The organism is Opitutus terrae PB90-1 (assembly GCF_000019965.1).
Classification (GTDB): domain Bacteria; phylum Verrucomicrobiota; class Verrucomicrobiia; order Opitutales; family Opitutaceae; genus Opitutus; species Opitutus terrae.
On the sequence record NC_010571.1, the window covers coordinates 3,053,337 to 3,072,254 of the forward strand.

The window sequence follows — 18,918 nt, forward strand, 5'->3', positions numbered from 1 at the left end:
CCGAGCCAATTCCGCGGGCGCCCGGTGCACGTGCGACCGCGTTCGCGCCCGGCGGCTGCTGCGTAAGTCCTGCGCGCACCTGAGCGCAGGCCACGCGTCGCGGGTTTCGACTGCGCCGCATGGGGAAGAGTGCCGTAACGAGGATCAGGTTTTCTCCGGCTTCGCTTGCATGCACTCCACAAGTGAAATCCTCCTCTTCCGCTTCGTTCGACAACACCTCCCGTCGCGCTTTGCGCCTCCTCGCCCTGCTCGGAGGCGCCGCCTCGCTGGTCGCGACCGCGTTCGCCAGCTCTTCCCCTCCGGCCGCAGCTGCCGTCGGTGCCGCGCGCCCGATGGCGTTGGCGCCGGCACCGGATGATCCCGGGGCCGAGCTGAAGCCGATTCAGCTCGATCCTTACATCGTCGAAGCCAAGGCGGAGCGATCCTGGCGCGCGCGGGAGTCGGACGGCTACGCGCGTCAGGAGGCGGTGGGCAACCTTGACCTGATGCGAACCGCCGACGATGCGCTGCCGTTCACCATTCTCGAGCGCGAACAAGTTTTCCGGAGCGGCGCGGTGACGCTCGATGAATTCCTGCGCCGCGAACTCCTCGACGCGGTCGCGGGCAGCTCGTCGGGACAGAAGGTGAGCGCCAGCAGCTTCAGCAGCCTCACTGCGGACAGTACCACGCTGCAGCTCCGCGGCTTCGGGGCGGATGAAACGGTGATTCTCATCAACGGCCGCCGGTTGCCGGAGAGCGTCACGAGCGGCGCGAATTCGCAGCCGCAAGCGGCGAACGTGAACTTCATTCCGTTGAGTTTGGTGGAGCGCGTCGAGATCCTGCCGGTGTCCGCGTCCGCGCTCTACAGCGGCAATCCCGTGGGCGGCGTGGTCAACATTGTGCTGCGCCGTGACGTCGAGTTGACGGAGGTCACGGCGAGCACCACGAACGCGCTAAGCGGCTTCGACGCGCCGCAGTCGATGGCGTCCTTTCTCCACGCCAAGACTCTGCTCGGCGGCGCGCTGCGGCTGCGGTTGAGTGCCACGTTCACGGACGTGATGCCGCCGAGCGAATCCGAGTTGGGCTACATTCAGGCCCAGCTCCGTGCGCAACCGGACACCGCGCGGATGTATCGCGCCACGCCGAACGTTCGCAGCGCCAATGGCGCGCCGCTCTCTGGCCCGGGCAGCAGTTCCCGGACTTCGGTGGCGCCGGGAGCAGACGGCACCGGCGGCCGCGGCGCGTTCGCGAACCGCGCGGGACAGGCCAGTCGCGAGTTGTTCGATGCTCCCGGAGGCGCAGCGTTTTCACCCAACAGCGTCGATTTCCCCTACGGCCAGCGGCAACACTCGACCAGTTACTACGCCTCGGCGGCCTATGATGTGAATTCGTGGCTGCAGGTGGGGGTGGACGCGATGTTGTCGCGGACCGAGATCAACCGCGGGTTGGATGTTTTCCCGGCGGATTTGAAGATGGCGCGCAACCTGCCCGCGAATCCGTTCGGCGAGCCGCTGATTGTTTCCCTCAACGAAATCGCGCCGCTGCTCGGTGATCAGTACAGCCGCGCGCAGCGCGAACTCTCGTCGGTCGTGCTGGGCGTTCTGGTCCGGCTGCCGGCCGAGTGGAGCGTGTCGCTCGATTCGCAGCGGGCGCGCAACCGCACGCGCTATCGCGGGCTCACCGGTGTGGATCCGAACCGCTGGCAAAGTCTCGTGGACCAGTCGCTCTACAATCCGCTGCGTGACACCCAGCGCTATGGCCCGCCCGGCGAGTTCTATGATCAGGCGTTGATCTACGCCGGCGGTCGGGGCCGGACGGTGGCGGTCGGCGACTACGGCACCTGGGACAGCGCGTTGCGCGTGACGAACCGCTCGCTCTGGTTTCCCACCGGAAGCGCGGCGATCAATTTGGGCGGCGATTTCCGGCTGACGGAGCTCGATCCCTACACCGACGAGCAGCGGTTTGGCGACGGCGTCTATGCTGCGGTGCCGGTGCGCTGGCGGGGGCGCACGCTGCAGCGACTGAGCGGTTTTGGGGAATTGCAGGCTCCGCTGCTGCCCGCGCGCTGGTTGCCGCGGGCGGTGCGCGGCCTCGATTTCGACCTGGCCGCGCGGTATACGATCGCGGATACGACGCAGGAAACGAATCTCGCCCCGACCGGCGGGTTGAAGATCGGGTTTCGCGGCGGCTGGGCGTTGCGCGGCTCGATCGCGACGACGAACCGACTGCCGACGCCGTTCATGAGCCAGAAGGCGCGCGACGCCGGCTTGCGGACGAGCAGCGTGGGCGCTGCGCAATACGTGCCGATCTATGACCCGCTGCGCGGAGAGCGTTACGGGATTCGCGCCAGCGACGCGGTGAACCCCAACCTGCGGCCGGAGTCGGCGATGACGCGCACGGTCGGCGTGATCTACGAGCGGGGCGGCGTGCATCGCGTGCGCGCGGCGACGGATTTCGTGGACACCCAGAAATCGGGCGAGCTGATCTATCTCGACGCCCAAAACGTGCTGAATCTCGAGCCCCTGTTTCCGGAGCGGGTGGTCCGCGCTCCGCTCGAAGCGGACGACACGCACACCGCGGGCTACGTGACCCAGGTGCTGCGCGGCAATTTCAACCTGGCGTGGCGGCATTCGCAGAATGTGAATGCGTCGTTCGACTACGCCTGGACGGCGTGTCGCGGCGGCACACTGGACCTCTACTGGCGCTGGGTGGCCCTGCGACGCTACGACCGGCAGTTGCTGCCGCATTCGCGCACGATCGATGCGCTGCACGAGCCGGACAGTGCCTCGCCGGAGCTGTTGCCGAACCGGATGAACTTCGGCGGCGGCTGGCCCAATCGCAGCTATGGCTTTCGGCTGGACGGTCGGTTTTTCGACGCCCGAACGCTGCCGTCGACGGAGTGGCGCAGTCAGGGCGCGTCGGAGATCGAGCCATATTATCAGTTCGACGCGAGCGTGCAAAAGGAGCTCGCCGGGTGGTGGCCGTGGAGGAGCCTGCGCACGAGCCTGCAAGCGCAGCTTCGGGTGAACAACGTCTTCGGAGCGGAGCCGCCGCGTTACGCCAATGATCCGTCAGGCGCCGGTGTGCAGTCTTACAGCGACTGGCGCGGGCCGACCTATTCCCTCTCGCTGCGCGCGAGCTTTTAGGCGACGGCGCGATCGCCCGACTACATGTCGGCGATCCGCGGCGCGCGTCGTCCCGTGAGCACCGCGCCGCGCACAGAGGTGTAGGGCAGCTCGGTGCCGGCGCGCGCAGCTCGCAGCAACAAGCCGCCACGGCTCATGTCACCGCGGCCGACAAAGTCCTGCGGAAATACCAGCCGATCGCCAAACACGTCGAGCAGCACATCCCGGTATTTCGCCGTCGCGATGCTGCCGAGCAGGATCGCGACGCCATCGCGCGGCAGTTGGCGTGCGAGGGCGGCAGCGTCACGGCGCAAGGGCCGGCGGTAGCGCGCATCGGACGCGTCGATGTCGACTTCGCCGAATGCCCGCAGGTCAGCGGGCATGACAATCAGATCGGGGTCGAGCAGACCCCGGTTCGCGGTGATGACGCGGATCAACTCACCGCGCGCGGTGTCGGCGAAGCGGCGCGCATAAGCGATCTTGCCGCGGAAGTAGAGCGCACTGGCGAAGGCGAAAATCTCGGCGAGCGGGAGACCGCGGGCGTGAAAGGTGCGGGCCCGCGGGAAGGGTGCCTTCGGGTTGAGCAGCAGTTGCGCTCGAATTCCGCTGACTTTGGCCGGCGATAGCAGAAACACGCGCTGCATCCAGACTGTGACCCAGCGTCGCGCGGCAGGTTCACTTGCGGCTGTTGCCGCTGGGCCCTCGCGGAATTACACGGAGCAGCGTTGCACGGCGTCGCGCAGCGAGGTGAGCGGATCGCGCTTCGGAATGAACTCCTGCGCCACGAACCCCGTAAAGCCGGTCGCCTTGATCGCGCGCATGATCGCCGGGTAGTAGAGCTCCTGCGTCTCGTCGATTTCGTTGCGCCCCGGATTGCCGCCGGTGTGGTAGTGACCGATGAACGCGTGGTTCTCCTGAATCGTGCGGATCACGTCGCCCTCCATGATCTGCATGTGGTAGATGTCATAGAGCAGCTTGAACCGCTCGGAGCTCACGCGCCGCACGAGTTCCGCCCCCCAGGCGGTGTGATCGCACATGTAGTCCTTGTGGTTCACCTTCGAGTTGAGCAGCTCCATGCAGATCGTGACGCGCTGTTTTTCCGCTTCACCGACGAGCTGCTTGAGCGCGATGGCGCAGTTCTCCAAGCCCTGTTCGTCCGGCATGCCGTCGCGATTGCCGGAAAACACGATTACGTTCGGCAGGCCCGCCGCGGCGACGGCGCGGATCCGTTCGATCATCGAGGGGACGTAGTCGGCGTGGTGCTCGAGCCGGTTGAGGCCGCGCGGAATCGTGGTGGTGCCGTTCGCCATCGCGCAGGTAAGCCCGTGCCGCTGCACGACGGGCCACTCGTCGGGGCCGAGCAGCTCGACGGAATGCAGCCCGATCTCCTTCGCGGCGCGCGCGAGTTCTTCCAGCGGGATTTTGTTGTAGCACCAGCGGCAGACGGAATGGCGAAAGCCGGGACCCGCACTCGTAGCCGGCGCGGTTTCCGGCGTGGTCGCGGTCGCGGCGCGGCCGAGTGCAGGGAGGGAACTGGCGGCGGCGAGACTGGCGAGGGACAGGACGGCTTGGCGCCGGGTGAGGCCGGGGGGCATGTGTCAAAGGTCGGCGGCCGAGCTCCTGTTGGCAAGGGTCACTTGCGTCTCAGGCGGAGCTCGTTAGCGTCGCGCATGAACTCGTTGAATGCGGATGGATGGTCGCGGCGCGATGCACTCAAGGCGATCGGAACGGGAGCGGCGCTGGTCGGATTGAGTGGTCTGTCGTTGCGGGGCTTCGCGGCGGAACCGGCGGCCGTCGGCGGCGGCGCCAGCGGAGCAGCGACTGCGGCGGGCGCGGCGTTGCCGCAGCCGTTCACGCTGCCGCAGCTGGGCTACGGCTATGACGCATTGGAGCCGCACATCGACGCCCGCACGATGGAGATTCACCATACCAAGCACCATCAGGCCTACATCAACAACGCGAACAAGGCCCTGGCTGAGTATCCGCATCTGCGGACGCGCACGGCGGCGGAGTTGCTGCGGGATCTGCCGGCGCTGCCGGAGAAAGTTCGCACGACTCTGCGCAACAACGTCGGAGGGCATGCGAACCACACGTTCTTCTGGGAGGTCCTCTCGCCCCAAGGCGGCGGCGAACCGGGCTCGGAGCTGGCGACGGCGCTGAACAAGGCGTTCGGCTCATTGGACGCGTTCAGGACCCAGTTCACCGAGGCGGCGATGAAACGATTTGGCAGTGGCTGGGCGTGGTTGAGCGTGAAGGACGGCACGTTGCAGGTGCACTCCACCGCAAACCAGGATTCGCCGTTGATCGAAGGCGCGCGGCCGGTGCTGGGGATCGACGTGTGGGAGCACGCTTACTATCTGCACTACCAGAACCGCCGGGCCGACTATGTGAAGGCATTCTGGAACGTGGTGAATTGGAACCAAGTCGCGACCAACTATCGCGCCGCGCTGGGCTGAGCGCGGGCGGCCGGTCGGCGTGGTCGGGATGGAGAACGCCGCGCCGCGCGGGCCGCGCTTGCGTCGACCAACCCGGCGTGGTGCAAAAAAAACGCGGGCTGTGATGCCCGCGTTTCGGATGAAAGCTGGTGAGCGAATTACTTGGTCGCGGTGCCGGCTTGCGGCGCCAGACCGAAGAACTCGACGACATGCGTGACGTTGTTATAGCCGCGCGCCTTCAGGAGCTCTTCGATCGCCTGCACGTTTTTCCGCAGCTCGGCGGTCGTCTCGAGATCGATCGCCTGCACTTGGTTGGTTTCCTTGCAGATAACGTGATACGGATGGGTTTCGCCGAGGTTGATCGCGTAGAGGCTCGTTCCATTGTGGTAGAACGAACGCCGCACGAGACCGATGTCCTCGAAGGCGCTCAGGCAGCGGTAAACCGTCACCAAGTCGCATGAGCCGCTTTCAAGGTCGGCATGAATCTGTTCGATGGTCGTGGGCTGGCCACGCTTGATCAGAGCGGCCAGGATGGCGATGCGGGGTTGCGTGATGCGCAATCCTGCGGCTTTGAGCCGCGCGCAGGCCACGTTGAGAGGAGACTGGCCCTTCGCCGCGTTGGACTTGGCGTCGGACGGTGAGTTGGACTGGTTCGTTGCAATCATTTCGCCCCCGAGATTGCCGCTCGCTGGCAAGCGTTCGAGGCTATAATCATCTGTTTGCATCGGGTCTTTCCCTGAGCCTAATCGGGTTGAAAAAACAGCGCTCCGGCTTGCGGGTTGCAGGGGTCAATCGGGTGTGCTACTTCGAGGCGAAATCATGCAAGACCCGGACTTCGCCGAGATCGTCGGCCTCATCTGCAAAGAGGATCCGCGATACGATCGCAAAGCCTACGAATTTGTGCGCCTCGGCCTGGACCACACCGTCAAGGAGTTGAGGAAGAAGGAAAGCTCGCGGGGTGGCCGCTCGCGCCACGTGTCCGGACCGGAGCTACTCGAGGGCCTGCGCGTCTACGCGCTCGATCAGTTCGGTCCACTCGCCAAAACAGTGCTTAACTCCTGGGGTGTTCGCCGGTGCCAGGATTTCGGCGAGATCGTCTTCAATTTGATCGAGTATAATGTCTTCAGCAAAACCGACAGCGACCGGCGCGAAGACTTCGCAGACATCTACACCTTTGAAGACGCGTTCGTGAAACCTTTTCGCCCGGCGCGTTCGCCCCACGGACCCTCCAGCACCGAGGCCGTGGAATCCACCTGATCACCGTCCGTATTTCGCGACGGGCCGCCGCGCGGCGTCAATCGCTTGGATGCCGCGCGCGATCCGCTCCACCTTCCATGCCCACCTCCGCTGCCGCCGCTGATTTCCGTTTGCTCGAGCCGTTCTGGCGCGAGCCGGTCGAACGCACCGTGCTGCCAAACGGGCTCACGCTGCTGCTCAAGCCCGACCGCTCGGCCGCGCTCGCCTCGGTGCAGGTCTGGGTGAAAACCGGCAGCATTCACGAGGGCGAGCAACTCGGCGCAGGTCTGTCGCACTATCTCGAGCACATGCTGTTCAAGGGCACGGAGCGGCGCGCCGGGCGCGACCTCTCAGCCACGGTGCAGGCGCACGGCGGCTACATCAATGCCTACACGACCTTCGATCGCACGGTTTACTACATCGATCTGCCAAGCGAACACACCGCGGTCGCGATCGATTTGCTCGCCGACGCCGTGTTGAATTCCACCCTGCCGGCGGACGAGTGTGCGAAAGAGAAGGAGGTCATCCTCCGCGAGATCGCGATGACGAAGGACGACCCCGACAACCGCGTCTGGGAAACGCTGTTCGCCGCCGCGTTTCGGGAGCATCCGTACCGACAGCCGATCATCGGCCACCGTGATGTGTTCTCGGCGGTGACGCGCGAGGACTTGTGGCGCTACTATCGCACGCGCTACGTGCCCAACAATCTTGTGGTGATCGTGGTCGGCGACATCGATATCGCGGCAACGCGGGCCGCCGTCGAACAGCACTTCGGGGCCGCGCCGCGCGCACGGCTGGCGCCAGTGCTCGTGCCGACGGAGCCGTTGCAGCTGGGCACACGCAGCGAACATCGTTTCGAGGACGTGGAGATCACGCGGGCCGTGCTGGCCTGGCCGGTCCCGGGCCTCACGCACGAGGACGCGCCGGTGCTCGATCTGCTCGCCGGCGTGCTGGGCGGCGGCGACAGCTCGCTGCTGTGGCAGGCGATTCGCGAGCAGGCGAAACTCGTCCACTCGATCGACGCCTCGAGTTGGAATCCGGGCTCGAGCGGACTGTTCTGCGTCTCGTTCACCGCCGATCCCGAGAAGCGGCTGGCCGCGATCACGGCGATCGAGCGGGCGCTCGCGCGGTATGCGCAGCGAGGGTTCACGGCGGCGCAGCTGAAAAAAGCGGTGCGGCAGCTCGTCGTCAGCGAGATCAACACGCGCAAGACGATGAGCGGGCAGGCGTCCCGCCTCGGCGCGGCCGAAGTTGTCGTGGGCGATCTCGATCACAGCCGAACTTATTTTCAACAGCTCAGCCAAGCGACGCCTCGGGATCTGCAGCGGGCATTGATTCGCTACCTGGTGCCGTCGCGGCTCACGTCGATTTCGCTCAATCCCACCGCCGCGGCGCCCAAGGCGAGCGCGGGCGCCGGCGAACCAGAGACGCCGCCGGATTTCACGGAGGTGAAGTTGCCCAATGGCGCGCGGCTGTTGCTGCAGCCGGACCGGCGGCTGCCGAATCTGCACCTCCGGCTGCTGATGCAGGCGGGCCCGCTCTTCGAGCCGGCGGGCAAACGCGGCGCCACGGCGCTGCTGGCGACGATGCTTACCAAGGACACCCGGATGCGCTCGGCGGCCGACGTGGCGGAGTTCATCGAGTCGGTGGGCGGGGCGTTCCACGCGGTCGCGGGCAACAACAGCGCGGGGCTCGCGGCGGAAGTCCTGCCGCCGGATGTTGATCGCGCGTTGTCCGTGCTCGGGCAGGCGATGTTGGCCCCGGCCTTCAAGCGGGCGACGCTCGCGCTCGAGCGCGACGCGCAGATCGCCTCGCTGCAGCAGGACGACGATGACGTGGTGACCCTCGCGCGAAAACGCCTGCGCGAGCGGTTTTTTGGCGAGCATCCCCTGGCCTTCGATTCGCATGGCAACCAAGCCGGCGTGAAAGCGCTGACGCGGTCAGACCTGATCGCGCTGCACGCGCAGCTGGCCGTGGGGCCGAACGTCGTGCTGGCGGTGGCAGGTGATTTCGAGCCGAGGAAACTGCTGCCGAAGTTGAAAGCGTTTCTGACGCGTCTGCCCCGACGAGCCGCACCCGTGATTCCCGGGTTGTCGGCCAGCCTGCCAGCGATGACGGGCGAATTCATCGAACAGCAGCCGCGCGAGCAGGCGGTGGTGCTGCAGGCCTTCCCCGGCCCGCGCGCGAATGCCGAGGATTTTTACGTCGGCGAGATGGCGGACGAACTGTTCAGCGGCATGGCCTCGCGGCTGTTTGAACGCGTGCGGGAGGAAAAGGGCCTCGCATATTTCGTGCGGTCTGCGCGGGTGACCGGCCTCAACGCGGGCATGTTCTATTTTTTTGCCGGGACGCAGCCGGGCAAGGAGGCGGAGGTGTTGGCGGAAATCGACGCGGAGATCGCGCGCGTGGCGGCGGGAGAGGTGGAACCGGCGGAACTGGCGCGCTGCCAGGCGCGGCTGAAAGCGGCGCGCCGGCAGGGCCTGCAGACGAACGGGGCCCGCGCGATGCAAGCGGCGCTGAATGCGTTGCAAGGGCAGCCGATCAACGACTGGAAAAACTACGACGGCCGCATCGATGCGGTGGCGATCGCGGATCTCGCGGCCTTCGCCGCGCGGTATTTCCGGCGCGAATTGCGCACGCAGCTCGTCGTCCGGCCTTGATCGCGCCGCCCTGCGATTGCGGCGCCTAGGCGGACGGACGAAAACAGGCGATTCCCTGCCACTGCCAGATTTATGCAAAAACAGCTCGTCTCGGCGGCTGGACTACCGCAGGATCCGCGACCGTCATGAAGTCGAAACTCCTCGTTACGATCGTCGTGCTCGCCTTGGCGGGCGCGATTGCGGTGCCGGCACTCTGGGCCGGTGATGACGGCAAAGGCAAAGAAGCCACGGAAAAACCGGTGAGCAGCCGGGACATGAAGAAATACGACACGAACAAGGACGGCACGCTCAGCGCGGAAGAGAAGGCCGTCCGCGACGCCGACAAGGAAAAGGCCAAGGCCGAACGGAAGGCGAAGAAGGAAGAAAAGAAGGCCACGAAGGAAGCGCCCAAGGAAGACAAGCAGATGTGATTCCGCTGAGCGGATTTCGCGCCCCGGCCCCCCGCCGGGGCTTTTTGTTTGTGCGCGAGTTAACGACCGCGTGGAGGAGGCAGGGTGATCGGTAGGCCGGCTTGGTGGCCGGGCTCATAGCACCTTGCCCTTTGCGCAACCTTAGCTTCGGTGCCGAAGTTCTTCGCCAAGAGCGCCGCTCCACGAGAGTTTCGTGCGCACGACGGAGAAGTGCGAGTAGTCGACGCGCTGCGCGAGCGGGAGCTTGAGCTTCGAGATCGTGATCTCGATGGGCGAGCCGACGCCGACCTTGAGATCGCGCTGGCCGTCCATCGCGACGAGCAGCCGCGACAAGTGCGAGCGGTTGAAGACCCGCAGGCACACGGTTTCGCGGAAAATGATGGAGCGGTTGCTCAACGTGTGCGGGCAGATCGGCGTCATCGCAATCACGGCCGCATCCGGGTGAATCAACGGCCCGCCCGCGGAAAGATTGTAGGCCGTCGAGCCGGTCGGCGTGGAAAAGATCAGGCCATCGCAAGTGTAGTTGGTGACGAGTTCGCCGTCGGCGCGCACCTCGAGCTGCACCAGCCGCGAGTTGACCTCGTTTTTGATCAGCACGTCGTTGAGCGCGAGGTCGTGCGAATCCGGGCCGGTGGAGCACTGCAGCAACGAACGGTGCTGCACGCGGTAGCCGCCGCGCAGGACGTCACAGAAGTGTGCGCGGGCCTCGTCCGCCGAGAACGTGGTGAGAAAGCCGAGGCTGCCGCGGTTGACTCCGATGATCGGCACCTGCTGGTGGGCCGATTCGCGCGCCACGCCGAGCAGCGTGCCGTCCCCGCCGATGACGCAGCACGCGTCGAAGCCGCGCAGGTAATTTTTCGGTAGCGGAAATCTCGTGGTCTGCTTGACGCGGATGTCCATCCGGCGCGCGGCCTCGATCAACTCACGCGTAAGTTCGGGCGCACCTTGTTTGTCGTTGTTGGTCACGAACGCGAGCTTGCGGATGGGCTTCATGGGAAAGGGAAACGCGGTGGGAGCCACAGACTACAGCGACAATCCGCCATAAGTCAGGTGCGATCCGTGTCTGAGCCCGGGCGCTTGCGCAGGCCGAGCAGAAACTCGCGATTGCCGTCGGCGCCGGTAATGGGCGAGTCGACGGTGCCGATGAGCTGCGCGGCGGGCAGGTTTGTCAGGGCAAATTCGCGAACGCGGGCGAGGGTGGCCTCCTGTACGACGGGATCGCGGATCACCCCGCGGCCCTTGTCGACTTCGGACTTGCCCGCCTCAAACTGCGGCTTCACCAGCGCGATCAGTGTGCCGTCGCCGCGCAACAGCGGCCATACGGCCGGCAGCACCGCAGTGAGCGAGATGAAGGAGAGGTCCATCACGATCGCGTCGAACTCGCTCCGGGGCAGATCGGCGGCGGTGAGGAACCGCGCATTGATTTTTTCCAGATTGGTCACGCGCGGATCGGCGCGGAGCCGCGCGTGCAACTGCGCGCGGCCGACGTCGACGCACACCACGTCCGCAGCGCCGGCCTGCAGCGCGCAGTCGGTGAAGCCGCCGGTCGACGCACCGACGTCGAGCACATGGGCGCCGTGCAGATCCAACGCGAAATGTGCGAGCGCGGCCGACAGCTTTTCGCCGCCACGCGAGACGAAGCGCGGCGGCTGTTCGACGATCAGCTCGATCTCAGTGGAATATTCCTTGCCGGGCTTTTCGAGTCGCTCGGTGCCATGCAACACCCGGCCGCTCATGATCAACGCCTTTGCTTGGGCGCGCGATTCGGCGAGCTCGCGGAGCACGAGCAGTTCGTCCAGCCGAATTTTTTTCGGTGCGCTCATGACCTGGCGGCGGGGCGCGGACGGGGTGCGCGGGGCGGCGCGGGCTGGCGTGCCGGCGACCAGCATGTGGTCCGCCCGCCGATCTCGGCGCGCTCCAGCAGCACGCCGGTACGCGGGCAGCGACCGCCGGGCTGCCAGCGGTGGTGAAACAACCAGGTGTCAGGAATATTCACGTTGAGGTCGCGGGGCAGGCTGCGGCCACGGCCGGCGATCGTGTCGAGTGCCATCCGGCAGACGTGCCGCGCCTCGCGCCACAGCGTTTTGCTTTGGGCTTCGGTGAGCGAACCCGCCGCCGTGCGCGGATGGATTCCGGCGCGCCAGAGAATCTCGTCGGCCATCCAGTTGCCGATTCCCGGAAAACGTTCCTGCATCAACAGCACGGCCTTGATCGGCGCACGACCACGGCGATGCAGAAACTCCCGCACGGCTGCAGGCGTGAAAGCCGCCGACAAAATCGGCGGCGCGATCTTCGTCCACCAAACCGGCGGTTCTGCACCGCGGTGTAGCAGCACGCGGCCGAACATCCGCGGATCGTTGAACACCAGCGCATGCTTGGCCGTGTCGAGCACGAGGTGATCGTGCCTGCCCGCCGGGCAACCGGCCGGCTCGACGCGCAGCTCTCCGCTCATGCCGAGATGAACGCCGAGCCAGATCTCGTCCGAAAACCGAAAGAGCATTTGCTTCGCTGCCGCGTCGGACGACTCCAGCACGGCGCCGGTCAGCGCATGACGCAGGGTGGAGGGACTCGTGCCGCGGAAGATTTTGGCGTGCGGATGCAGCCGCACGGCCGTAACGCGACGGCCGCGCGCAGCGTGGTCCCAGCGCTTCCGGAAAAACTCGACTTCGGCGAGCTCGGGCATCGCGGCGATTGCGCGGCTGGTTAGCGGAACTCCCAGTCGTAGGGGTGCGACGACAGCATCCGCGGCGCGCGCTCGGTGACCTGCACGACGTCTTCGATCCGGCAGCCGCCGAGTCCCGGATAATAGAGCCCGGGTTCGACCGTCACCACCGCGCCTTTCTTGAGCGGCATCGAAACCAAGCCGCCCATCCGGGGCGGCTCGTGCACGGCGAGACCGAGGCCGTGCCCGGTTCCGTGGAAAAATCCGACGGAGCCGTGCGGTGTGCGCCGCGTCTCGAACCCGGCTGAGGTGAAACTGTCCACGACGGTCTGGTGCACGGCGCGTCCGTCGACGCCGGCACGGACGACTTTGAGCGCGGCCAGCTGCGCATCGCGCACGGCGGCCACGAGCCGGCGTTGGGCTTCGCTGGGGCGACCGCGCAGATAGGTGCGCGTCATGTCGCCAAAGTAGCCGGTGCGTGTGACGCGAGGGAAGATGTCGACGATGATGAGCTCGTGCGGCCGGAGCGGGCCGGTGCCGCGCTCGTGCGGATCGCAGGCCTGATCGCCGCCCGCGACGATGGTGGTGCCGTTGGCCTGTCCGCCCTCGGCCATCATGGCGGATTCGATCTCGAACCGGAGCTGCTCTGAGGTCAGCGGCTGGCCAGCGTAAAAAAGCTGCCGGCCGCGCGGTTTGGCGGCGCGCAGAATTTTCTCGGTCACCGTGAAGCCGACGGCGCACAGCCGGTTGCCTTCGCGGATCGCTGCGGCTTCGCGGGGGGACTTGATCTCGCGTTCGGGAAACAGCGGTCCGTTCGCTAACTCGAGCCGCACGCCGAGCGCGCGCAGCTTTAGGAAAAGCGCCGCGGGAAAATCGTCGGCGACGCGGAAAGCGCGGATGCGATAGGCGCGGGCGAGTTCGGTGATAATTTCCGCCACGCCGATTTGGCGGCGCGGCCAGCGCTGTTCTGCGCGGGCGCGCCAGGTTTCCAGCGACAGCACCTCGTCGAACGTGCGCGCCTTTTTGATCCGGCCGAACTCGAGCGCGTTCTGCACGCTGATCCGGCGCGGCCCGACGCCGAAGGCGATGAACGGATCATGCACGTCGACCTGGCTGAAATAGCGCTGGTCGGGATTGCTGAGCGTGTCGGCGTAGAGGAGGGGAGGCAATGGGTTGGAGCGCACAGTGAAAGATTGAGTCGAACGCAGGCGGGCATTAGCCACGCGGGTAGTGAAAAACGCAAATCTGGTTTGTCGGGGCGGCGCACAAGCGCAGCACGGTGCTGGCCGGCCTTGGTGGTTAGGACTGATCGTGCTCGGGCTGGTGCTCGGCATGGCCGGATGCAGCGGCGAGAAAGCTGCCAGCAAACCGGCGACCAAGACACTGGCCGATCGGTTTGAGATCAAGGTCGGCAGTCAACCAGTGCGGATGCAGCTCGCCGTGCTCGAGGCGGAGATGATGCGCGGATTGATGGAGCGGCGCGATCTGGCGCCGGACGAAGGCATGCTGTTCGTCTACCGCCGGCCGCAACGGTTGAGCTTCTGGATGCGGAACACGCCGCTGCCGCTCGACATTGGATTCTTCAACCGGCACGGAATGCTCGAGGAAATCTATCCAATGCATCCGTTCGACGAAACCAGCGTGCAGTCGCGCAGCACGATGCTGTCGTTGGCGCTCGAGATGAACCAAGGCTGGTTTCGCGAGCACGGGGTGAAGCCGGGAGCCGCGCTCGACATGGCGGCTCTGCGGGCGGCATTGACGGCGCGGGGGTTCGATCCGCGGCGGTTCGGGTTCGAGGAATAGCGGCCGCGGCGCGTGCTGCGAAGCGCGTTGAGCGCAACGCGTTCCACTGGAAAGCCGGATCGGCAGGTGGAGTGGCTTGCCGTGAGTCGATAAGGGATCGCGGTAGCGGCAGGCCTCCGTGCCTGCCGGCCGAGCGGGAGACCCGGCAGACAGGGACAGCTGCCGCTACCGAAGAAGAAATGATGAGACCGTCCTAGTCGCGCCGGCTGCTGCGCTTGTTCGCCTCGTCCTTCGGGATCTCGTTGTCGGTCTTGAGAACCAGCACCGGCGTCTTCGTCTTCACCCAAAGATCGGCTTCCTTGAAATGCTTGGCCGGAATGTTTTCCAGGGCTTCGCCGACGGTCTTCGCGGGATAAAGCCGGCCCTTGCGCGACGCGTTGTAGTCGTACGCGCCGCGGAAAATTCGCTCCTGCGTGGTGGCCGGGCTCTCATTTTCCGGGATTTGCAGCACCCAGCCGGCAAACTCGCTCTTCGGGAACCGGTCTTCGGGATCCGATACCAAGATGACGAACTGTTTTTTGAGTGGCGGCGGCTTGTCCTCGTCGTTCTCCGGCTGCACGACCGTGTTCATTTCCTCGATGACGCGGCGGAGCACCGCGGGATCGATCTGGTTTTTCTTCAAGATCTCGGCGACCTTGCTGACGTCGATTTTCGGCATGATGGTGAGCGGTGACGGTGAACGAACGACCCCCAATGTAAAGGCAGCGCAATGGCTGACGAATTCTTCGATGTGGTAAACGAGCGCGACGAGCCCGTCGGACGGGCCCGGCGCAGTGAGGTGCACGCGAAGGGCTGGCGCCACCGCGCGGTGCACGTGCTTGTGTTCGACCAGCACGGGCGGGTGTTCGTCCAAAAGCGTTCGATGAAAAAGGATTGCTCGCCGGGGTTGTGGGACTCGTCCTGCTCGGGACATTTGGACGCGGGAGAGGACTATGACGCGGCGGCCGTTCGCGAGCTGGAAGAAGAGCTCGGAATGAAGGTGTCAGCGCCCCCCAAACGCTGGTTTCGGATCGAGGCCTGTGAGGAAACGGGGCAGGAGTTCTGCTGGATTTACTGGCTGCGGGCGAACGGCCCGTTCGTGCTCCATCCGGAAGAGATCGATGGTGGAGACTGGCTCACGCCGGACGAACTTACGGCCCGGGTCGCGGCCCGTCCGGGCGACTACTGCACGTCTTTTCGTTTGATTTGGGAACGCGCCCGCCGCGAAGGCATGCCCGCGCAACCGCAACCCGCGCCCACTGCGGTGTCGCACCACCCGTTGGCCGCGCTACGCCGCGTCACCGCATCTCGCGGAGTTGCCTGATGGCATCGAACTGCTTCGGCGAGATCAGTCGCCGGGGAACGCGGCGCTCGGCTTCCTCGATCAATCTATCCCAGTCGGCCTCGCTGGGAACATGAGATTCCCACGGGGTGTGATGACCCTGCTTGCGAGTCCACTCGATGTTCCCGCCATGGATCGAGGCGCTGACTTGGTATTTGCCCTGCTCGGGGTCTTTGTTCCACCAGCCAAACTCGATGCTCATGGCAGCAGTCTCGCGGTCGGCTACGACTGGGCGAGCGGAAACTCCGCCAGCGTGCGGCCCAGGTGGTAGTCAGATCTGTGGCGCTCGACGCGACGCAGGACCAGCCGATCGGAGGTGAGCTCAATCACGCCAGGATGACAGGGTGGGCAGAAAGATCCGGTGTTGAGCACGGTCAACCCGCGGGCGGTCCGGCGAACGCCCAACCGATGGGTGTGGCCCATCGCCAGGAACCGCGCTTTCGGCCGGTGGTGCGCCACAAACGTTTCCGCGAGCTGCGGTGTCACGTGCCAGGCACGAAGCACTCGCAGCACCCGCGTCGGCGGCCAGACGGTGTCCTGCAGAAATCCGATGAGATATTTCAGGCCGTGCGGTTCGGACTGGTGCCGCTGGGGAATCGCGGCGGCCGCGCGCCGAAACGCGCCCAGGCGCGCGTGCAGTTGCTCGCGTTCGCCCGGCGGCAGCGCCGCCAGTTCCTCCGCCACCAAGCGACGGGCGAGCGGCGCGTCCTGGCTCCACGGCACCAGATCATCAAAAAGCGCGTCACCGTGCGTGATGAGCACGGCCGGGCCAAAGTCGATGTGATGCTGGGCGGAGATGTCGGGATCGTGATTGCCGGTGAGCAGCGTTACGGGCGAAGCCGCGCGAGAGAAAAATTCCGACACTGCGGCCCACAGCCCGAGCGTGGCGCGCGGGTCGGCGCCGGGGCGCGTGTCGAGCGTGTCGCCGTTCAGTACTATCCGCGTCGCGCCCTCGAAAAGGGGATGCAGTTGCTCGAGTCGGGTCAGACTGCTGGCGCGATCGCCGTAGTGCAAATCGGAGAGGATGCGAATGGGTTCGGCTGGCACGCGAGCCGTCAGGACTATTCAGCCACGGACGCAGCGCAACCACGGGCTGATGCGGAAGCGCGTCCCGCTGCCCGCCGCGCTTGATCGACGCGGAGTTTTTGTGACGATCGCGGTATGGTCCGGCTTACTCTGCTCTGCTCGCTGATCCTGTCCTGCTTCGCCGCGCATGCGCTGCGCGCCGAAGACGTCGAGGAACTGGCGCGTATTCACGTCGAGGCCATCGGCGGACGCGAGCGGCTGGCGCGAATCGAGGCCCTGCGGGCGCGCGGACATGTGGTCGCACCTGATCAGATGCTGTTGTTCGAAATGATGGCGCAACGTCCGAACCGCGTGCGGATCACCATGCGCGGTGGCGGACGTACGCTGATCCAGGGGACTGACGGCGTGGCCGCGCCATGGCGGCAGGAACCGGAAAGATCGCCGCGCGCGGTGCCGATGAGCGAAGCCGAGGGACGCGAGTTCGCCGCGGATGCCGAGTTCGACGATCCGCTCGCGAGTGCGGCGGAACGAGGCTACCAGCTGGATCTGGCCGGCGAAACCGATTGGGAAAACCGCCGCGTGTTCCGCGTGCTGGTCACGCGGCGTGACACCACGCCGTCTTATCTGCTGGTCGACTCCGAAACCTATTTCATCCTCGCGCGGCTCACCACGCAGCGGATGCCCTCGGGCCGGACCGTGCAGGTGGAGATGCGCTACGACGATTTCCGGCCGGTGGGCGGCGTCATCTATCCCCACCGAGTGGAAACGCTGATCGACGACCAGCGGGTCCGGCAGACGGTGCTGACCAGCATCCAGGCGATACCGGCGCCGCCTCCGGAGATCTTTGTGATGCCGGGCGCTGCAGGCGCCGGCGCGAATCTGTAGCAGGGCGGCCGCAGGGAGTGCCGGCTCAGCGTTTCCCGCCGGGAAGCATTCCGCGCATCATTCCGCCCATGTCGAATTTCTGGTATCCCGCCGGCGGAGCGAAGAGCTCGGCGGGCTGCGGGCCCTTGTCGACCGCGACGACCTCCATCCTGAACTGCTCCGCGCCCTTCTGGTTTTTCACCACGACGCGCAGCGGGAAAAGGTCCTTGCCCATCAGCGCCTTTTCCCAGCCGGAAGTCTGGGCTTTGCCTTTGCCGCCCTTGCCGCCACCCGCCATGCCGCCAAGCCCGGCGAACGAGCCCAGCTGTTCCGTGACCCAGACATCGCTGATGCCGTCCTTAGACTTGGAAATGTACTTCGTGCAGTCGTAGCCGAGGATCTTTTCCGTATCGCCGGTCTTTTCAAAGGTCACATCCGACGCCTGCTTTTCGACCGCGGCGCCGGCCGCGGCGAGTGAGTGTACCATGTACATCTGCTGTTCCGGCATGAGGACGATCATCTCCTTCTTACCGAGATCCATGATGGTCGCCATCGAGCCATTGCCAGTCTGCATCTCGGTGCGCATCAGCCCCCCCTTCATGCGATAGGTCATCTCGAACGCTTCGCCTTTGGGCTGGCTCATCTTCATTCGGACGGAGCCTTCAAACGAAGCGGCGTGGACCGCGGCGGGTGCTACGAAGACGGCGAGGGCAACGGCAAGAATGGGGTGGAGTTTCATGCGCCAGCAGCAAATCGGATCCATCCAAACCTGCAACTCTGCTCTCCATACTGACAAACACCAGCAACCGCATCAGTGGGGCGCCGAGGGCCGGGCGGTTTCCGCGTTGCCAGCGCGCGCGCGCGCCGGAGGATGGCCGCATGGCAATCTTTGGCACCTTGGCCACGGTCCTCGCGCAGTTGGGCGGTGATCCGACGTTCGCGTCGGTCCGAACCTATCTGGAAGAAGTTCGTCGAGGGGACTCGGCGATCGCGCAGCGGATCCGCGAGGTGCCGGTGGGTGAAACGCGGCGGATCGAACTGGCGGGCGGCGCGTTTGCGCTCGAGCAGGCGTATCGCGCCAAGCCGCGGCATGAGGGATTCTTCGAGTCGCACGCGAAATTCATCGACGTCCAAGTGATCGTCGACGGCGAGGAAGCGATGGAAGTGGCGGATGCGGCGCAGATGACCATCGAGAAGTCGCTCGATCCGCAGCGGGACCTGATCGTTTACCGGGATACGGCGGGCGCCTCGATTTTGAAGTTCGGCCGGGGAACCGCTGCGGTTTTTTTCCCCGCCGACGTGCACATGCCCGGACTCTACAACGGCGCCGCGTCGGTGGCGGTCCACAAGACGGTATTGAAGGTGCCCGTGCTACCGCAGTCCGCGTAGCTGCAGGG

20 protein-coding genes are annotated in these 18,918 nt (G+C 65.7%); 9 read left to right on the plus strand and 11 right to left on the minus strand.

The window, feature by feature from the left end; genetic code table 11:
* The first annotated feature begins 182 nt into the window (after window positions 1-182).
* Window positions 183-3,125 carry a TonB-dependent receptor plug domain-containing protein gene (locus tag OTER_RS11980; protein ID WP_044891740.1) on the plus strand — a complete coding sequence of 981 codons (2,943 nt, stop codon included), beginning with the start codon at window positions 183-185 and terminating at the stop codon, window positions 3,123-3,125.
* A 20-nt stretch (window positions 3,126-3,145) separates the two neighbouring features.
* Here OTER_RS11980 and OTER_RS11985 read toward each other — a convergent pair whose 3' ends face one another.
* Together OTER_RS11985 and OTER_RS11990 are read right to left on the minus strand one after the other, a co-directional pair.
* Window positions 3,146-3,748: a hypothetical protein gene (locus tag OTER_RS11985; RefSeq protein ID WP_012375182.1), complete on the minus strand. Its 603-nt coding sequence runs from the start codon at window positions 3,746-3,748 to the stop codon at window positions 3,146-3,148.
* Between the two features lie 66 nt (window positions 3,749-3,814).
* Window positions 3,815-4,699, minus strand: a complete 885-nt coding sequence (locus OTER_RS11990) for a hydroxypyruvate isomerase family protein (protein WP_012375183.1) — start codon at window positions 4,697-4,699, stop codon at window positions 3,815-3,817.
* 75 nt (window positions 4,700-4,774) lie between these two features.
* Here OTER_RS11990 and OTER_RS11995 point away from each other — a divergent pair, with 75 nt between their 5' ends.
* Window positions 4,775-5,560 (plus strand): superoxide dismutase, encoded by a 786-nt coding sequence (locus OTER_RS11995; protein WP_012375184.1) that lies wholly within the window; start codon window positions 4,775-4,777, stop codon window positions 5,558-5,560.
* A 137-nt stretch (window positions 5,561-5,697) separates the two neighbouring features.
* Here the strand turns inward: OTER_RS11995 and OTER_RS12000 are convergent, their stop codons facing one another.
* Window positions 5,698-6,204 (minus strand): Fur family transcriptional regulator, encoded by a 507-nt coding sequence (locus tag OTER_RS12000; protein ID WP_012375185.1) that lies wholly within the window; start codon window positions 6,202-6,204, stop codon window positions 5,698-5,700.
* Between the two features lie 154 nt (window positions 6,205-6,358).
* Between OTER_RS12000 and OTER_RS12005 the strand changes: the two genes are divergently transcribed.
* From OTER_RS12005 to OTER_RS12015, 3 genes are all read left to right on the plus strand, one after another.
* Window positions 6,359-6,796: a Minf_1886 family protein gene (locus tag OTER_RS12005; protein WP_012375186.1), complete on the plus strand. Its 438-nt coding sequence runs from the start codon at window positions 6,359-6,361 to the stop codon at window positions 6,794-6,796.
* 77 nt (window positions 6,797-6,873) lie between these two features.
* Window positions 6,874-9,435 carry a M16 family metallopeptidase gene (locus OTER_RS12010; protein WP_012375187.1) on the plus strand — a complete coding sequence of 854 codons (2,562 nt, stop codon included), beginning with the start codon at window positions 6,874-6,876 and terminating at the stop codon, window positions 9,433-9,435.
* Window positions 9,436-9,560: 125 nt separating this feature from the next.
* A complete protein-coding gene (locus OTER_RS12015) occupies window positions 9,561-9,845 on the plus strand; it encodes a hypothetical protein (protein WP_012375188.1) in 285 nt (94 codons plus the stop codon).
* 141 nt (window positions 9,846-9,986) lie between these two features.
* Here OTER_RS12015 and OTER_RS12020 read toward each other — a convergent pair whose 3' ends face one another.
* The 4 genes from OTER_RS12020 to OTER_RS12035 are packed head-to-tail and all read right to left on the minus strand — an operon-like array spanning window position 9,987 to window position 13,676.
* On the minus strand, window positions 9,987-10,838 hold the full coding sequence (locus OTER_RS12020) for an NAD(+)/NADH kinase (RefSeq protein WP_012375189.1): 852 nt from the start codon (window positions 10,836-10,838) through the stop codon (window positions 9,987-9,989).
* Between the two features lie 53 nt (window positions 10,839-10,891).
* Complete coding sequence (locus tag OTER_RS12025; protein WP_012375190.1) at window positions 10,892-11,668, minus strand: TlyA family RNA methyltransferase; 777 nt, start codon at window positions 11,666-11,668, stop codon at window positions 10,892-10,894.
* Complete coding sequence (locus tag OTER_RS12030) at window positions 11,665-12,528, minus strand: Fpg/Nei family DNA glycosylase (RefSeq protein ID WP_012375191.1); 864 nt, start codon at window positions 12,526-12,528, stop codon at window positions 11,665-11,667. Before OTER_RS12030 ends, OTER_RS12025 begins: the two co-directional genes overlap by 4 nt.
* Before the next feature lie 20 nt (window positions 12,529-12,548).
* A complete protein-coding gene (locus OTER_RS12035; RefSeq protein WP_237702356.1) occupies window positions 12,549-13,676 on the minus strand; it encodes a M24 family metallopeptidase in 1,128 nt (375 codons plus the stop codon).
* Between the two features lie 61 nt (window positions 13,677-13,737).
* On the opposite strand from OTER_RS12035, the gene OTER_RS12040 reads away from it, so the two are divergent.
* Entirely contained in the window at window positions 13,738-14,310 is a 573-nt protein-coding gene (locus OTER_RS12040) for a DUF192 domain-containing protein (RefSeq protein WP_237702357.1), read from the plus strand.
* A 193-nt stretch (window positions 14,311-14,503) separates the two neighbouring features.
* Here OTER_RS12040 and OTER_RS12045 read toward each other — a convergent pair whose 3' ends face one another.
* Window positions 14,504-14,968 (minus strand): hypothetical protein, encoded by a 465-nt coding sequence (locus OTER_RS12045; RefSeq protein WP_012375194.1) that lies wholly within the window; start codon window positions 14,966-14,968, stop codon window positions 14,504-14,506.
* A gap of 51 nt (window positions 14,969-15,019) precedes the next feature.
* Between OTER_RS12045 and OTER_RS12050 the strand changes: the two genes are divergently transcribed.
* The gene (locus OTER_RS12050) at window positions 15,020-15,613 is read left to right on the plus strand and encodes an NUDIX hydrolase (protein ID WP_012375195.1); all 594 of its coding nucleotides are present in this window, start codon (window positions 15,020-15,022) and stop codon (window positions 15,611-15,613) included.
* Here the strand turns inward: OTER_RS12050 and OTER_RS12055 are convergent.
* Entirely contained in the window at window positions 15,588-15,833 is a 246-nt protein-coding gene (locus OTER_RS12055) for a hypothetical protein (RefSeq protein WP_012375196.1), read from the minus strand. The genes OTER_RS12050 and OTER_RS12055 overlap by 26 nt on opposite strands.
* A gap of 20 nt (window positions 15,834-15,853) precedes the next feature.
* Window positions 15,854-16,678: a metallophosphoesterase family protein gene (locus tag OTER_RS12060; protein ID WP_012375197.1), complete on the minus strand. Its 825-nt coding sequence runs from the start codon at window positions 16,676-16,678 to the stop codon at window positions 15,854-15,856.
* A 114-nt stretch (window positions 16,679-16,792) separates the two neighbouring features.
* Between OTER_RS12060 and OTER_RS12065 the strand changes: the two genes are divergently transcribed.
* Complete coding sequence (locus tag OTER_RS12065; protein ID WP_012375198.1) at window positions 16,793-17,542, plus strand: hypothetical protein; 750 nt, start codon at window positions 16,793-16,795, stop codon at window positions 17,540-17,542.
* A gap of 25 nt (window positions 17,543-17,567) precedes the next feature.
* Here OTER_RS12065 and OTER_RS12070 read toward each other — a convergent pair whose 3' ends face one another.
* Window positions 17,568-18,260: a DUF4412 domain-containing protein gene (locus OTER_RS12070; protein ID WP_012375199.1), complete on the minus strand. Its 693-nt coding sequence runs from the start codon at window positions 18,258-18,260 to the stop codon at window positions 17,568-17,570.
* A gap of 158 nt (window positions 18,261-18,418) precedes the next feature.
* On the opposite strand from OTER_RS12070, the gene OTER_RS12075 reads away from it, so the two are divergent.
* A complete protein-coding gene (locus OTER_RS12075) occupies window positions 18,419-18,910 on the plus strand; it encodes a NanQ anomerase/TabA/YiaL family protein (RefSeq protein WP_158305425.1) in 492 nt (163 codons plus the stop codon).
* Window positions 18,911-18,918: the final 8 nt, after the last annotated feature.

Bases quoted from the DNA above. Each gene is read 5' to 3' on its own strand.
- OTER_RS11985 (WP_012375182.1), bottom strand. From the start codon at position 3,748: ATGCAGCGCGTGTTTCTGCTATCGCCGGCCAAAGTCAGCGGAATTCGA.
- OTER_RS11990 (WP_012375183.1), bottom strand. From the start codon at position 4,699: ATGCCCCCCGGCCTCACCCGGCGCCAAGCCGTCCTGTCCCTCGCCAGT.
- OTER_RS11995 (WP_012375184.1), top strand. From the start codon at position 4,775: ATGAACTCGTTGAATGCGGATGGATGGTCGCGGCGCGATGCACTCAAG.
- OTER_RS12000 (WP_012375185.1), bottom strand. From the start codon at position 6,204: ATGATTGCAACGAACCAGTCCAACTCACCGTCCGACGCCAAGTCCAAC.
- OTER_RS12005 (WP_012375186.1), top strand. From the start codon at position 6,359: ATGCAAGACCCGGACTTCGCCGAGATCGTCGGCCTCATCTGCAAAGAG.
- OTER_RS12010 (WP_012375187.1), top strand. From the start codon at position 6,874: ATGCCCACCTCCGCTGCCGCCGCTGATTTCCGTTTGCTCGAGCCGTTC.
- OTER_RS12015 (WP_012375188.1), top strand. From the start codon at position 9,561: ATGAAGTCGAAACTCCTCGTTACGATCGTCGTGCTCGCCTTGGCGGGC.
- OTER_RS12020 (WP_012375189.1), bottom strand. From the start codon at position 10,838: ATGAAGCCCATCCGCAAGCTCGCGTTCGTGACCAACAACGACAAACAA.
- OTER_RS12025 (WP_012375190.1), bottom strand. From the start codon at position 11,668: ATGAGCGCACCGAAAAAAATTCGGCTGGACGAACTGCTCGTGCTCCGC.
- OTER_RS12030 (WP_012375191.1), bottom strand. From the start codon at position 12,528: ATGCCCGAGCTCGCCGAAGTCGAGTTTTTCCGGAAGCGCTGGGACCAC.
- OTER_RS12045 (WP_012375194.1), bottom strand. From the start codon at position 14,968: ATGCCGAAAATCGACGTCAGCAAGGTCGCCGAGATCTTGAAGAAAAAC.
- OTER_RS12050 (WP_012375195.1), top strand. From the start codon at position 15,020: ATGGCTGACGAATTCTTCGATGTGGTAAACGAGCGCGACGAGCCCGTC.
- OTER_RS12055 (WP_012375196.1), bottom strand. From the start codon at position 15,833: ATGAGCATCGAGTTTGGCTGGTGGAACAAAGACCCCGAGCAGGGCAAA.
- OTER_RS12065 (WP_012375198.1), top strand. From the start codon at position 16,793: ATGGTCCGGCTTACTCTGCTCTGCTCGCTGATCCTGTCCTGCTTCGCC.
- OTER_RS12070 (WP_012375199.1), bottom strand. From the start codon at position 18,260: ATGAAACTCCACCCCATTCTTGCCGTTGCCCTCGCCGTCTTCGTAGCA.